We start from the raw sequence: 13,563 nt of genomic DNA, 5'->3' as shown, positions 1-13,563 counted from the left end.
GCGCGGAGTTCCGGCCCATGCCGCTGACATCCACCCACTGGGGCGTGTATCGCCCCGTGGTCGAGAACGGCCGCCTCGTGGCCATGCGTCCCGCCGAATGGGACGCGGCGCCCTCGCCCATCGGCGCCTCGATGGTCGGCGCGGTCGATTCGCCCACGCGCGTGCGGCGCCCCGCGGTGCGCCGCGGTTTTCTCGATGCCGCCACGCGGCACCGCAGCGGCGACCGGCGCGGGCGCGAGGCCTTCGTCGAGCTGCCGTGGGACGAGGCGCTCGACCTCGTGGCCCAGGAGCTGCGGCGCGTGAAGCAGGCGCATGGCAACCGGGCGATCTACGGCGGCAGCTACGGCTGGTCGAGCGCGGGCCGCTTCCACCATGCGCAGAGCCAGCTGCACCGCTTCCTCAACGCCTTCGGCGGCTACGTGTACAGCAAGGACAGCTACAGCCTCGGCGCCGGCCGCGTGCTGCTGCCGCACATCGTCGACGGCATGGACGCGCTGCTGCAGAACCACACGAGCTGGGACGTGCTCGAACGGCACTGCGAACTGTTCGTGGCCTTCGGCGGCCTGCCGCTGCGCAACACGCAGGTCAGCCCCGGCGGCGCGAGCGACCATGGCGTGGCGCCCGCGCTGCGGCGCATGGCGGCATCTGGCCGCACGCGCTTCGTCAACGTCAGCCCTGTGCGTGCCGACCTCGATGCCGTGCCCGATGCCGAATGGCTGCCGCTGCGCCCCGGCACCGACACCGCGCTGATGCTGGGCCTGGCCTTCGTGCTGATCGACGAGGGCCTGCACGACGAGGCCTTCTGCCGCAGCCACGCGGTCGGCTTCGACCAAGCGCGCGACTACATCCTGGGCCGCGCCGACGGCGTGCCCAAGACACCGGCCTGGGCCGCCGAGCGCTGCGGTATCGCGGCCGAAGCCATCGCCACGCTCGCGCGCCGCATGGCCCGCAGCCGCACGCTGGTGAACTGCACCTACTCGCTGCAGCGCGCGCGGCACGGCGAGCAGCCGTTCTGGATGACCGTCACCCTCGCCACCCTGCTCGGGCAGATCGGCCTGCCGGGCGGCGGCTTCGGCCTGGGCTACGGCTGCATGAACTACATCGGCAGCGGCCACGGCAGCTTCTCGGGCGCGCGCCTGCCGCAGGGCGTGAACCCGGTGGCCGACTTCATTCCGGTCGCGCGCATCGCCGACATGCTGCTGAACCCCGGCGCGCCCTTCGACTACAACGGCGGCCGGCACCACTACCCCGACATCCGCCTCGTGTACTGGGCCGGCGGCAACGTGTTCCACCATCACCAGGACCTCAACCGCACCCTCGAGGCCTGGCGCCGTCCCGAGACCGTGATCACGCACGAGCAATACTGGACCGCGCAGGCCCGGCATTCCGACATCGTGCTGCCCGCCACCACCACGCTGGAGCGCGACGACATCGGCAGCGCGGGCAGCGAGCGCTTCATGGTCGCGATGCATGCGGCGATCGCGCCCGTGGGAGAGGCGCGCGACGACTACACGATCCTCTCGCAGCTCGCCGAGCGGCTGGACATCGCGCCGGCCTACACCGAGGGCCGCGATGCAAGCGAATGGCTGCGGCATCTGTACGAAGTCGCGCGGCCGCGTGCCGAGGCCGCCGGCCTGGTGCTGCCCTCGTTCGATGCCTTCTGGGAACTCGGCCGCCTCGACATCGGCCGCACGAACGCGGTGGCGCACGAACCGGTGGTGCTGCTCGCGCCCTTTCGCGCCGATCCCGTCGCGCATGCCCTGCCCACGCCCTCGGGCCGCATCGAGCTCTACTCCGAGCGCATCGCGGGTTTCGGCTACGACGATTGCCCGGGCCATGCCCGCTGGTTCGAGCCCGAGGCGCCGGAGGGGCCGATCCAGCTGCTGTCGAACCAGCCCGCGACGCGCCTGCACAGCCAGTACGACCATGGCGCGCTGAGCCGTGCCTCGAAGATCGAGGGCCGCGAGCCGATCACGCTCAATGCACACGATGCGCGCGAGCGCGGCATCGCGGCCGGCGACGTGGTGCGCGTCTTCAATGCACGCGGCGCCTTCCTCGCGGGCGCCGTGCTGTCCGACGACGTGCGGCCCGGCGTGGCGCAGATCGCCACCGGTGCCTGGTACGACCCGCTCGACGCGCAGGCACCGGGCAGCCTTGAGAAGCACGGCAATCCGAACGTGGTGACGCCCGATGTCGGCAGCTCGCGGCTGGCGCAAGGGTGCGCGGCGCAGAGCGCGCGGGTGGAGGTGGCGTTGTGGCGCGGCGAGGTGCCGGCGATCACGGCTTTCGATCCGCCGGTGTTCGACGCGCCGTCTTGAGGGCGTGGATCGACCGCGCGCCAGCTGCCGCAGCACCCGCGAAACGACGTGCTAATGTCAGCGCCCTCCGGGCCTCCCTCGAGACCCTGCCCACACCACGAAGATTGGATCGATGAGTCTGACCCGCGCATGGTCGCGCCTCCAGTCACTGCGCGACGAGCCGGCCCGCAGCGACGTGCTGCTGACGCGCGCCGCCCTGATCCTCTACGTTCCGATCATGCTGGCCTACGGCTGCGCCGGGCTCGTCTATGGCGAGCTGCCGATGCTCACGCCGTTCGGCTTCGTCGAGATGCCCGGCGCCTGCGCCTGGCTCACGGCCGCGATGGCCTTCGCGCTCGCGGTGCTGGCGACCGACTGGCTGGTGCGCGGCGAGCTGGCCACCCCGCGTGCTTCCGTGATCGTCACGACGCGTACGTGGCGCGTGGGCGATCCGCCGATGCCGGCCCTGCCCCCGCATGTGTGGCCGCAGCCGCGCAGCTCGCCGCTGCGCATCGCCTGCCTGAGCATCGCGGCGGTGGCCTGCGCCTCCGCGCTGGTGGGACGCGTGACGCTCGCGCTGGGCTGGCAGGCCTTCGCGCGGCCGGGTGGACTGGCGCCGAACGCGGAATGGCCGCTCTATCCGCTGCAATGGCTCTGGCCCCTGTTGCTGCCGCTGACCCGACGGCCGGTGGTGCTGGGCACGATCGTGGTGGGCGCGGTGCTGCTGCTGGCGGCCTACCTGCTGGCCTGGCGCAAGGTGCGCGGCGCCTGGCTGCCGTTCATGACGATGCTGCCGCTGCTGGTGGCGGTCCATTTCCTCGGCGCGGCCGGCTTCGATTTCGCGGCCGCGCGAGGCCTCGGCGGGATCGTCGAGCCCGAGCTGTCGGCCGCGCTGGCGCAGCGTCCCGGGCACTACAACATCCACACCTTCCTGAGCCTGTGGGGCGCCATCGGGGCGCTCACGGTCGGCATGATCGGGGGCTTCTGGCTCGAGTCCTCGTCGGTGCTCGAAGGAGACTGAGCGCGCGCAGGCGCGGGTAGCTCAGGTCCTGCGCGCGATCCGCAGGATGGCGTCGTAGATCTCGTGCTCCGCGTCCGCCGGCTCGATCTCGCCCGCGGCCGCCGCGAACGACACCGCTTCCGCCGTGCCCAGCATCGCGCGCATGCCCGCCAGCGCGAGCGGCTGCCTGGCGAAGGGATGCAGCGCATCGCGGCACTTGGCGAGGAACAGCGCCTCGTGCTCCTTCTTGAGCGCATCGAGCTCGGGCGAGCCGGCCAGCGCGGCGCTCACGCCCGGCATCTCGCGGCCCATCTCCATCACGCAGTTGACGTAGGTGGCGGCGATCACCTTCGCCACGGCCGGAAGCGATCGGCCCGCGGCCTGCAGGGCCGCGTCCATCAGCGCGTGCTGCCGGCCGTCGTACTCCTCGTAGAGCACGCCGAGCAGCCCGGTGCGCGTGCCGAAGTGGTCGTAGACGACGGGCTTGGTCACGCCCGCGCGCTCGGCCAGGTAGCCCAGCGTGAGTGCATCGGTGCCTTCGCCGCGCACGATGGACCAGGCCACGTCCATGAGCTGGCGGTTGCGCTCCTCCTTGGGCAGGCGCTTCTTCGCCGCGGCGGGCACGGCCGGTTTCGTCGGGTTGCTTGACATCCTTAAACTACCAAAGGTAACCTACGAAGCGTAGACTACTAAAAGTAGTTTACACCCAACCTCAAAGGAACCACCCCCATGCATGCCCTCATCGTCGTCAGCCATCCCTCCCCGCAGTCGCTCACGCATGCCGTCGCGCGTGCCTATGCCGAGGGCGTGGCGGCCTCCGGCGAGCACAGCACCGAGATCGCCGACCTCGCCGCGGAGGGCTTCCAGCCGGCCTTCAACCAGGCCGACGCCACCGCCTACCTGCTGCAGGCGCCGCTGCCAGCCGACGTGCTGCGCGAGCAGCAGCGCATCGATCGCGCCGACGCGCTGGTGCTCGTCTATCCCGTCTACTGGTGGTCGTTCCCGGGCCAGCTCAAGGGCTGGATCGACCGCGTGTTCTCCAATGGCTGGGCCTACGACGAGCGGCCCGACGGCTCGCTCGGCAAGCGGCTGGGCCACCTCCCGATCCACCTGATCGGCATCGGCGGCGCGGACGGCGGCACCTATGCGCGGCACGGCTACGACAAGGCGATGCGCACGCAGATCGACCACGGCATCTTCGATTTCTGCGGCGCGCCGGTGCGGACCTCGGAGTTCCTGGTCGATGTGAATGGGCAGGGCGGGGCCGCGCACTTGGTCACCGCGCGGGGGCTTGGTAGCAACGCGTTCGCGAAGGAAGCGCCGCAGCGAGCGGCTACCGAGTTCGCAGGCTGAAGCGGAATGAATGCGGGATCGGGCAGCCGAACGCAGAAGTCGCAGAAGAGAATTCGATTGTTCTTCTTCCTTCTGCGACCTCTGCGTAGCTTTTGTATTTCTTCTGCGTTCGGCTGCCCGATCCCGCTTTCCTGAACGCCCCGACCTCAGCCCTTCGCCAACCGCCGCCGCGCCTTCACCGCAGACGCCAGCCCCTCGAGCACCGGCACCGTCTGCGCGAACCCGATGCAGGCATCGGTGATCGACACGCCGCGCTTGAGCGCCACGCCGGGCTGGAGGTCCTGCCGCCCTTCCTCGAGATGGCTCTCGATCATGAGGCCGGTGATGCGCCGCTCGCCACCCGCGATCTGCGCCGCGACGTCCTCGGCCACCACGATCTGCCGCTGGTGCTGCTTGCTGCTGTTGCCGTGCGAGACGTCGATCATGACCTGCGGCCTCAGGCCGTTGGCCAGCAGCGCCTGGCAGCTGGACTCGACGTCGGCGGCCGAATAGTTGGGCGCCTTGCCGCCGCGCAGGATCACGTGGCAGTCGTCGTTGCCGCGGGTCTCGAAGATCGCCGCCATGCCCATCTTGGTCATGCCCATGAAGGCATGCGGCGCGCGGGCCGCGAGGATGGCGCCGGCCGCGACCTTGACGCTGCCGTCGGTGCCGTTCTTGAAGCCGACCGGGCAGCTCAGGCCCGAGGCCAGCTGCCGGTGGCTCTGGCTCTCGGTGGTGCGCGCGCCGATGGCGCCCCAGGCGATCAGGTCGGCGATGAACTGCGGGCTCAGGAGGTCGAGGAACTCGGTGCCGGTCGGAAGGCCCAGCGTGGTGAGCTCGAGCAGCAGGCGCCGCGCGCGCTCCAGGCCTTCGTTGATGGCGAAGCTGCCGTCGAGGTGCGGGTCGTTGATGTAGCCCTTCCAGCCCACCGTGGTGCGCGGCTTCTCGAAGTAGGCGCGCATCACGATCAGCAGGTCGTCCTGCAGCGAATCGGCCACCTTCTTCAGGCGCTGCGCGTACTCGATGGCCTGGTCGTGGTCGTGGATCGAGCACGGGCCGACCACCACCACCAGCCGGTCGTCGCGGCCGTGCAGCACGTCGGCGATCGCGGCGCGGGCGCCCTCGACCAGCGCCAGGGTGTTGTCGCGCACGGGCACGCGCTCCTGCAGCAGTGCGGGGGTCATGAGCGGGCGCACGGCGCCGATGCGCACGTCGTCGATGCGGGTGGTCTCGAGCGTGCTGTCGCGGGAGCCGATTTCGGCGTCGTGGAGGGGGTCGTCGAGGCGGGGCATGGTCGTGGATGAATGTCGGGGCCGGTCAATTGTCCCCGAACGCATCCGCGGCCCTCAGAGAAAGCGCGAGCGCCTCTCGTCACGCGGACCGACCGCGAGATCCTCCGACAGCCCCTTGAGCACGGCGAAGCCGGCCTGGAGCGCATCGAGGTAGGTGGAGAATCCCGCCGCGGCTTCGAGCAGGCGCTCGTACTCGGGCGAACCGTCGAACGACTCGAGCAGCACCCAGTAGTACTCGCTCGTGTCGTGCTGTTCCACCGTCAGCGCGATGGAAATGAGAGGGCCGAACATGCGGGGATGCTCGCAGCCCCGCATGACGGTCTGAAGAAAGCTAGATCTTCAGGACGGGGAACGACTTCACCAGGTCGTCGAGCGCCTTGAGCTGGGTCATCAAGGGTTCGAGCTGATGCAGCGGCAGCGCGCTCGGTCCGTCGCACTTGGCCTGGGCCGGATCGGGATGCGCCTCGATGAACAGGCCCGCGAGGCCCAGCGCCATGCCGGCGCGCGCCAGGTCCACCAGTTGCTCGCGACGGCCGCCCGAGGCGGCGGCGCCGGCCTCGCGCTGCTGCAGCGCATGGGTCACGTCGAAGATCACCGGCAGGTCGCCCGTGGTCTTCTTCATCACGCCGAAGCCCAGCATGTCGACCACGAGGTTGTCGTAGCCGAAGCAGGTGCCGCGGTCGCACAGGATGATCTGCTCGTTGCCTGCTTCCCTGAACTTCTCGACGATGTTGAACATCTGGCTCGGGCTCAGGAACTGCGGCTTCTTGATGTTGATGACGCGGCCGGTCTTGGCGAGCGCCACCACCAGGTCGGTCTGGCGCGCGAGGAAGGCGGGCAGCTGCAGCACGTCGACCACCTCGGCCACCGGCGCGGCCTGGGCCGGCTCGTGGACGTCGGTCAGCACCGGCACGCCGAAGGCCGACTTCACCTCCTGCAGGATGCGCAGGCCTTCGTCGAGGCCGGGGCCGCGGTACGAGTGGATCGACGAGCGGTTGGCCTTGTCGAAGCTGCCCTTGAACACGTAGGGAATGCCGAGCTTGCCGGTGACGCGCACGAACTCCTCGGCGCTGCGCAGTGCCAGGTCCTTCGACTCGAGCACGTTGACGCCGCCGAACAGCACGAAGGGGCCGTCGTTGCGCACGCCGATGCCGGGGGGGATGATCACGTTTTTCATGGGGAACTCCTGTCCTGAATCTTGGGGCCTATTGTGGGGGCAGCCGGCAACACGTCCGCAGAGAGCGTCTCGCGCCGCTCAGCGCGCCAGCCGCGGCCCGGCCATGACGATGAACATGCCGAGCAGGCTGACCCCCACGCCCACCCAGTCGGTCACGCTCGGCTGCACCTTGTCGACCGCCCAGAGCCACAGCACCGCCACGCCGATGTAGACCCCGCCGTAGGCCGCGTACACCCGGCCCGCCGCGGTCGGATGCAGGGTCAGCAGCCAGGCGAACAGCGCCAGCGAGAGCGCCGCGGGCAGCAGCAGCCAGGCCGAATGGCCCTGGCGCAACCAGAGGTAGGGCAGGTAGCAGCCCACGATCTCGGCCAGCGCGGTGGCGACGAAGAGGGCGAAGGTCTTGAGCAGGTCCATGCGGGGATTCTCGGTGCGGGCAGGGCCCGCCGCGCTCTCAACCCGCCGCAGCGCCGGCTTGCTGGTCCTGGAACAGCCGCTCCAGCATCCGCGCCAGCCGGTCCACGTCCACCGGCTTGGTCAGGTGGCCGAGGAAGCCGGTCTCGAAGCTGGTGTCGCGGTCGCTGGGCTGGCCGTAGCCGGTCACGGCGATCAGCGCGGGCGGGTCGACCAGCTCGGCGCGCAGCCGGCGCGCGACCTCGTGGCCATCGATGCCGGGCAGGCCGATGTCGAGCAGCACGACGTCGGGCCGGCCGGTCTTGACCGCCTCGATGGCCGCGAAGCCGTCGTGCACGACCGCGCTGGCGTAGCCCAGCGCGTCCATCAGCAGCGCCATGGTCTCGGCGGCGTCCTGGTTGTCGTCGACCACCAGCACCAGCCGTTCGCCGGGCGCCCGGCCCGAGGCGCCCTCGCCCGCGAGCGGCTCGGCCACGGCCGCGAGGTTGACGATGAATTCGCTGCCCTCGCCCGCGCGTCCGCTGCTGAACACGCTGACCCGGCCGCCATGCAGCGCCACCAGCTGCTGCACCAGGCTCAGCCCGAGGCCGAGCCCGCCCTTGGAACGCGCGGCATCCTGCTCGCCCTGCACGAACAGGTCGAAGATGCGGTGGATGTCCTGCGGCGCGATGCCCGGGCCGGTGTCGCGCACCGCGATCTCGGCCTCGATCGCACTGGCGCCCGCGACGCCGGGCGCGGCGGGGCCGGCGCCGAGCCGCAGCTCGATGCGCCCGCCGCTGTCGGTGAACTTGGCGGCGTTGTGCACGAGGTTGCTGACCACCTGCACCAGCCGCGCGCGGTCGCCGGTGACCCAGGGGTCGGCGCCGTCGACCTGAAGGTCGAGTTGCTGCGACTTCAGCGCCACCAGCGGGCGCACCGTCTCGACCGCGTCGTGGATCACGTCGCGCAGCCGCACGGGCTTGGCCTCGAGGTGGATCTTGCCGCTGGTGATGCGGCCCACGTCGAGCAGGTCGTCGATCAGCCGGGTCATCTGCCGCAGCTGCCGGTCGATGATGTCGCGCGTGCTGTTGAAGATGCGCGACTCGATCTTCTCGCGCTTGAGCAGCTCGAGCGCATTCGAGATCGGTGCGAGCGGATTGCGCAGCTCGTGCCCGAGCATCGCGAGGAAGGTGGCCATGCGCCGCCCCTCGTCCTCCAGCGCGGTGATGCGCCGGCGCTCGCTGAGGTCGCGCGTGACCTTGGCGAAGCCCTTGTGGTGACCCGCCGCGTCGTACAGCGCCGTGATGACCACGCTGGCCCAGAAGCGGCTGCCGTCCTTGCGCACGCGCCAGCCCTCGTCCTCGAAGCGGCCGTCGCGCAGCGCATTGCGCAGCTCCTGCGCGGGCCAGCCGCTGGCGGCCACGTCGGGCGGATAGAAGGTCGAGAAGTGCCGGCCGATGATCTCGGCCGCCGCGTAGCCCTTGTTCTTCTGCGCGCCCGCGTTCCAGCTGATCACGTGGCCCGCGGGGTCGAGCATGAAGATCGCATAGTCCTTCACGCCCTCGACCAGCAACCGGAAGCGCTCCTCGCTCGCGCGCAGCAGCTCGTCCTGCTGGCGCCGCTCGCTGAGGTCGCGCGTGATCTTGGAGAAGCCGCGCACGCCGCCGTCGGGCCCGGTAAGCCGCGTGATGACCACGCTGGCCCAGAAGCGGCTGCCGTCCTTGCGCACGCGCCAGCCCTCGTCCTCGAAATGGCCGGTTTCGCGCGCCTGCGCGAGCTCCTGGCGCGGGCCGTCGCGCTGCTGCGCCTCGGCCGGATAGAGCGTCGACACATGGTGGCCGAGGATCTCGGCGTCTTCGTAGCCACACACGAGCCGCGCGCCGGCATTCCAGCTCAGCACCATGCCGTCGGGATCGAGGAAGAAGATCGCGTAGTCGGTGACGGCATCGATCATCTGCCGGTGATCGGTGTCCGACAGGTTGGCGATGGACAGCCACTCGGCGGCGGGATCTGGCATGTGTTTTGTTCTCTCGGACAGTGGGTTCGTGCCGGTTCCCCCTCGGCTGGACCGAGGAGTATTCCCCCGCCCGGCGGCCCGATCCGTGGGACGTCGCCGACAGTTGCGGTCGGCCATCCTGCTGGGACCACCGGTTCCGGTAGGCCCAGGCTCCCACCGGTAACCCGTCCCTACTTCCCCTGGAACTTCGCCGCCCGCTTCTGCGCCCAGGCCGATTGCCCCTCGCGCAAATCTTCCGAGAGGTAGGCCCTGCGAATGCTCGCGTCGAGCGCCTGCGGGTCGAGCGTGCCGCGCGCGATGCGGTTGAGGTGATGCTTCATGCCGGTCAGCGCGATCGGCGCCATCGATGCGCAGTCGCGCACCAGGGCACTGATCTCCTCCTCCAGCCGATCGGGCTCGACGAGCTGCGTCAGGTAGCCGATGCGCTTCATCTCGACGGCATCGATCCTGCGCGCCGTCAGGAACAGCAGCTTGGCGTTGTCCAGGCCGAGGCGGCTCACGTAGCGCTCCAGGCCCGAGCGGTAGTAGTGCAAGCCGAGGCGCGCGGCCGGCATGAACATGTCGATGCCCGTGGCCCCGACACGGAAATCGCAGGCGAGCGCGAGATCGGTCGCGCCGCCATACACGCCGCCATGCAGCACCGCCACCGTGACTGCACGCGCCATCTCCAGCGCATCGACCACCCCCTCGAAGTCGACCTTGCGCTCTGCGCCGATGCTGCCGATGTCGTAGCCGCTGCAAAAATACTTGCCGCTGCCGCGCAACAGCAGCACCAGCACTTCCGGCCGCGCGTCGACCTCGGCGATCAGCGCAGCCAGCCGCTCGAGGTCGTCGGCGCTCAGGCGGTTGGCCTGAGCGGGTCGGCGCAGGCGAATGGTCGCGACCGCGCCCTCGATGCGAAGCTCGGGCAGGTCGGAGGAATCGGTGGGTTCGGTGATCGCGTTCATCGGCCTTGGAAATTGGGAGGACGTTTGGCGAGGAAGGCGCGGCGGCCCTCCCGATAGTCTTCGCTGTCGAAGCATTGCAGCACGAGCGACGCGATCTCGTCGGCCGCGGCGCTGTCCGAATAGCCTTCGAACGCCTGGATGGCTTTCTTGGCGGCGTGCACCGTGAGCGGCGCATTCGCGGCGATCCTCTGCGCATAGGCGCTCACGGCTTCATCGAGCGCGACATCCTCGACCACCGTGTTGACCAGACCGAGCCGCAAGGCCTCGGGGGCTTCGAGGAAGCGCGCGCTGAAGAGGATGTCCTTCGCGGCCGACGGCCCGACCAGCCGCGCCAGCGCGGCCACGCCACGGTAGTCGTAGCCCAGGCCGAGCCTGGCGGCCGGAATGGCGAAGCGCGAGGACGACGCCGCGATCCGGATGTCGGCAGCCAGCGCGATGGCCAGGCCGCCGCCCACGCAGTAGCCCTGGATCATCGCGACCAGCGGCTTGCTCAACGCGCCCAGGCCGGCATGGCCGCGAGCGGCGACCTCGTCGTAGCTCTTCTTCTGCGCCGCGTCGGCGCGGTGCTGCTCGAACTCGGAGATGTCGGCGCCCGAGACGAAGGCCTTGCCGCCCGCGCCCTTCATCACGACCACCCGCACGCCCGGATCGCGCTCGAAGGCCTCCGCCACCGCGCCCAGTCCCTGCCACATGTCCAGCGACATCGCGTTGCGGCGCTCGGGATGGTTGAAGGTGATCCAGCCGATGCCCTCGCGCACTTCGCCGAGGATGCGGCCCGTGCCCAGCGACTGCAGGACTCGGTCTTGCGCCTTCATGCCACCACCCCTTCCTTGCGCAGCGACGCGACGGACTCGTCGCCGTAGCCGAGCTCGCGCAGCACTTCATCGGTGTGCTCGCCCGCATCGGGCGCCGCGCGATGGAAGGCCTCGGCGTGCGGGCAGTCCGACAGGTTGATCGGCGAGCGCAGCAGTTCCAGCGTACCCAGCGCCGCATGGGGCGCCGGACGCGTCATGCGCAGGTGCCGGGCCTGCGCATCCTCGAAGGCCTGGCCGATGTCGTAGACGGGGCCGCAGGGCACGCCCGCATCGTTCAGCCGCTCCACCAGTTCGCGCACGCCGAAGCCGCGCGTGATGGCGCCGATGGCCTCTTCGAGCTCGCGCCGGTGCGCGAGACGCGAGGGCTGGTCCTTGTAGCGCTCGTCCTGCGCCAGATGCGGGGCGCCGAGCACCTCGCACAGCCGGGCCCACATCGCGGCGCCAGGCCCGCAGATGTTGACCTTTCCGTCGCGGGCATCGAACGTGCCCATCGGCACCAGCGTGGGATGCGAATTGCCCTCCTGCCGCGGCACCTCCCCCTCGACCGTGTAGCGCGCGCCCTGGAAGTCGAGCTTGTTGAGCATGGCCTCCAGCAGCGAGGTATGCACCCACTGGCCGCGGCCTGTGCGTTGGCGGTGCAGCAGGGCCAGCAGGATGCCCTGACCCAGGAACATGCCCGAGGTGGTGTCGGAGATCGCGATGCCGGTGCGGTAGGGACCGCGCCCGGGTTCTCCCGTGACCGAACTCAGCCCGCTCATGCCCTGCACGATCTGGTCGAGGCCCGGGCGTCCCGCGTACGGGCCGGTCTGGCCGAAACCCGAGATGCTGGCCAGGATGATCCGCGGATTGATCGCGCGCAACGCCTCGTAGCTCAGGCCCAGGCGCTCCTTGACCGAGGCGCGGAAATTCTCGACCACCACGTCGCTGCGCTCGACGAGCTGGCGCAGCACGCGCATGCCTTCGGGGGTCTTGAGGTTGACGCTCAGGCTGCGCTTGTTGCGGTGCAGGTTCTGTTCGTCGGAGCCGCGGCGCGGCCCGAGCGTGGGCTTGCGGTCGGGCGGGTCGATGCGCACCACGTCGGCGCCCCAGTCGGCCAGCAGGCGCACCGCGACCGGGCCCGCGCGCGCGATGGTGAGGTCGAGCACGCGGCAGCCCGTGAGCGGCAGGTCGGAATCGATGGAATGGGGCATGGTGGACTCGTGCGCTGGATGCATCACTGGATGGCGGCCACGGCGCCGGGGTCGACATAGATCGTCGAGCGCTGGCCGATCTCGAGCACCGTGGACGGCGCTGCGTGCACCTTGAGCGACGCCCCGCCTCCGCTGGGTCGCACCAGGTAGTTCCAGTACTCACCGAGGTAGGTGCGTCCGACGACCGAGACGTCGCCCAGCGCCACCGCGCCCGCGGGCGCGGCATCGAGGTACAGCGACTGGGGCCGGATCGAGGCCAGCAGGCGGGCGCCGCCGGCCGCGCCCCCGGGCAGCGCGAAGCCCGCCGCCAGCCCGTCGAGCCGCAGGCGGTCGCCGTCGAGTTCGCCCTCGACCAGGTTGGTCTTGCCGATGAAACCCGCGACGAAGGGCGTTCGCGGGCGGTTGTAGAGGTTCCACGGGGTGTCGATCTGCTCGAGCCGGCCCTGGTGCAGCACCGCGATGCGGTCGGAGATCGCCATCGCCTCGGCCTGGTCGTGTGTCACGTAGACCGTGGTGAAGTGGAACTGGTCGTGCAGCCGGCGGATCTCCGTGGCCATCTCTTCGCGCAGATTGGCGTCGAGATTGGACAGCGGCTCGTCGAGCAGCAGCACTTCGGGCCGCACGATCATCGCGCGCGCCAGCGCCACGCGCTGCTGCTGTCCACCCGAGAGCTCGGCCGGATAACGCTGCGCGAGGGCGCCGAGCTTGACCACGTCGAGCATCTCCGCCACGCGCCGCGCGATCTCCGCATCGGCTGTCTTGCGCACCCGCAGGCCGAAACCCACGTTCTGCGCCACCGTCATGTTCGGCCAGATCGCATAGCTCTGGAAGATCATCGACATGCCGCGGTGCTCGGGCGACACCGAGCGCGCGGGCGACGAGATCTCGGCACCGTCGACCACGATCGTGCCGTCCGACGGCTCGATGAAGCCCGCGATCATGCGCAGCGTGGTGGTCTTGCCGCAGCCCGAGGGGCCCAGCAGCGTGACCAGTTCGCCGCGCTGCAGCTGCAGCGAGACCGCATCGACCACCGGCGTCGCGCCGTAGCGCTTGCTGAGGTTCCTGAGTTCGAGTTTGGACATGCGTTGCTTCTCTCTTGGGTGCAT

General features: G+C 70.2%; 13 protein-coding genes. 3 read left to right on the top strand and 10 right to left on the bottom strand.

All coding sequences use genetic code 11. The features are described 5' to 3' along the window. Positions 1-17 precede the first annotated feature (17 nt). Complete coding sequence (locus tag INQ48_40110; protein QRF61580.1) at positions 18-2,318, top strand: molybdopterin guanine dinucleotide-containing S/N-oxide reductase; 2,301 nt, start codon at positions 18-20, stop codon at positions 2,316-2,318. A 112-nt stretch (positions 2,319-2,430) separates the two neighbouring features. Next, positions 2,431-3,318 (top strand): hypothetical protein, encoded by an 888-nt coding sequence (locus INQ48_40105; protein QRF61579.1) that lies wholly within the window; start codon positions 2,431-2,433, stop codon positions 3,316-3,318. Between the two features lie 21 nt (positions 3,319-3,339). Here the strand turns inward: INQ48_40105 and INQ48_40100 are convergent, their stop codons facing one another. After that, positions 3,340-3,948, bottom strand: a complete 609-nt coding sequence (locus INQ48_40100; protein QRF61578.1) for a TetR/AcrR family transcriptional regulator — start codon at positions 3,946-3,948, stop codon at positions 3,340-3,342. Between the two features lie 78 nt (positions 3,949-4,026). On the opposite strand from INQ48_40100, the gene INQ48_40095 reads away from it, so the two are divergent. Continuing rightward, positions 4,027-4,650: an NAD(P)H-dependent oxidoreductase gene (locus tag INQ48_40095; protein ID QRF61577.1), complete on the top strand. Its 624-nt coding sequence runs from the start codon at positions 4,027-4,029 to the stop codon at positions 4,648-4,650. A 146-nt stretch (positions 4,651-4,796) separates the two neighbouring features. Here the strand turns inward: INQ48_40095 and INQ48_40090 are convergent, their stop codons facing one another. From INQ48_40090 to INQ48_40050, 9 genes are all read right to left on the bottom strand, one after another. Beyond that, entirely contained in the window at positions 4,797-5,885 is a 1,089-nt protein-coding gene (locus INQ48_40090) for a 3-deoxy-7-phosphoheptulonate synthase (GenBank protein ID QRF63175.1), read from the bottom strand. Between the two features lie 90 nt (positions 5,886-5,975). Continuing rightward, positions 5,976-6,212, bottom strand: coding sequence for a hypothetical protein (locus tag INQ48_40085; protein ID QRF61576.1), 237 nt, complete (start codon positions 6,210-6,212; stop codon positions 5,976-5,978). 40 nt (positions 6,213-6,252) lie between these two features. Further along, complete coding sequence (gene kdsA / locus INQ48_40080; protein QRF61575.1) at positions 6,253-7,098, bottom strand: 3-deoxy-8-phosphooctulonate synthase; 846 nt, start codon at positions 7,096-7,098, stop codon at positions 6,253-6,255. A gap of 78 nt (positions 7,099-7,176) precedes the next feature. After that, positions 7,177-7,512, bottom strand: coding sequence for a YnfA family protein (locus tag INQ48_40075; protein QRF61574.1), 336 nt, complete (start codon positions 7,510-7,512; stop codon positions 7,177-7,179). Between the two features lie 37 nt (positions 7,513-7,549). Continuing rightward, positions 7,550-9,505: a PAS domain S-box protein gene (locus INQ48_40070; GenBank protein QRF61573.1), complete on the bottom strand. Its 1,956-nt coding sequence runs from the start codon at positions 9,503-9,505 to the stop codon at positions 7,550-7,552. A gap of 170 nt (positions 9,506-9,675) precedes the next feature. Further along, the gene (locus INQ48_40065) at positions 9,676-10,452 is read right to left on the bottom strand and encodes an enoyl-CoA hydratase/isomerase family protein (protein QRF61572.1); all 777 of its coding nucleotides are present in this window, start codon (positions 10,450-10,452) and stop codon (positions 9,676-9,678) included. After that, positions 10,449-11,267: an enoyl-CoA hydratase/isomerase family protein gene (locus tag INQ48_40060; protein ID QRF61571.1), complete on the bottom strand. Its 819-nt coding sequence runs from the start codon at positions 11,265-11,267 to the stop codon at positions 10,449-10,451. Before INQ48_40060 ends, INQ48_40065 begins: the two co-directional genes overlap by 4 nt. Continuing rightward, on the bottom strand, positions 11,264-12,457 hold the full coding sequence (locus INQ48_40055) for a CoA transferase (protein QRF61570.1): 1,194 nt from the start codon (positions 12,455-12,457) through the stop codon (positions 11,264-11,266). The genes INQ48_40060 and INQ48_40055 overlap by 4 nt, the downstream gene beginning before the upstream one ends. 23 nt (positions 12,458-12,480) lie before the next feature. Next, on the bottom strand, positions 12,481-13,539 hold the full coding sequence (locus INQ48_40050; protein ID QRF61569.1) for an ABC transporter ATP-binding protein: 1,059 nt from the start codon (positions 13,537-13,539) through the stop codon (positions 12,481-12,483). Positions 13,540-13,563 lie beyond the last annotated feature (24 nt).

The organism is Variovorax paradoxus (assembly GCA_016806145.1).
Taxonomy (GTDB): domain Bacteria; phylum Pseudomonadota; class Gammaproteobacteria; order Burkholderiales; family Burkholderiaceae_C; genus Variovorax.
The sequence above is the reverse complement of the archived record's forward strand: the minus strand, read 5'-3'. Positions and strand labels throughout refer to the sequence as shown.

Bases quoted from the DNA above. Each gene is read 5' to 3' on its own strand.
- INQ48_40110 (QRF61580.1), top strand. From the start codon at position 18: ATGCCGCTGACATCCACCCACTGGGGCGTGTATCGCCCCGTGGTCGAG.
- INQ48_40105 (QRF61579.1), top strand. From the start codon at position 2,431: ATGAGTCTGACCCGCGCATGGTCGCGCCTCCAGTCACTGCGCGACGAG.
- INQ48_40100 (QRF61578.1), bottom strand. From the start codon at position 3,948: ATGTCAAGCAACCCGACGAAACCGGCCGTGCCCGCCGCGGCGAAGAAG.
- INQ48_40095 (QRF61577.1), top strand. From the start codon at position 4,027: ATGCATGCCCTCATCGTCGTCAGCCATCCCTCCCCGCAGTCGCTCACG.
- INQ48_40085 (QRF61576.1), bottom strand. From the start codon at position 6,212: ATGTTCGGCCCTCTCATTTCCATCGCGCTGACGGTGGAACAGCACGAC.
- kdsA (QRF61575.1), bottom strand. From the start codon at position 7,098: ATGAAAAACGTGATCATCCCCCCCGGCATCGGCGTGCGCAACGACGGC.
- INQ48_40075 (QRF61574.1), bottom strand. From the start codon at position 7,512: ATGGACCTGCTCAAGACCTTCGCCCTCTTCGTCGCCACCGCGCTGGCC.
- INQ48_40070 (QRF61573.1), bottom strand. From the start codon at position 9,505: ATGCCAGATCCCGCCGCCGAGTGGCTGTCCATCGCCAACCTGTCGGAC.
- INQ48_40065 (QRF61572.1), bottom strand. From the start codon at position 10,452: ATGAACGCGATCACCGAACCCACCGATTCCTCCGACCTGCCCGAGCTT.
- INQ48_40060 (QRF61571.1), bottom strand. From the start codon at position 11,267: ATGAAGGCGCAAGACCGAGTCCTGCAGTCGCTGGGCACGGGCCGCATC.
- INQ48_40055 (QRF61570.1), bottom strand. From the start codon at position 12,457: ATGCCCCATTCCATCGATTCCGACCTGCCGCTCACGGGCTGCCGCGTG.
- INQ48_40050 (QRF61569.1), bottom strand. From the start codon at position 13,539: ATGTCCAAACTCGAACTCAGGAACCTCAGCAAGCGCTACGGCGCGACG.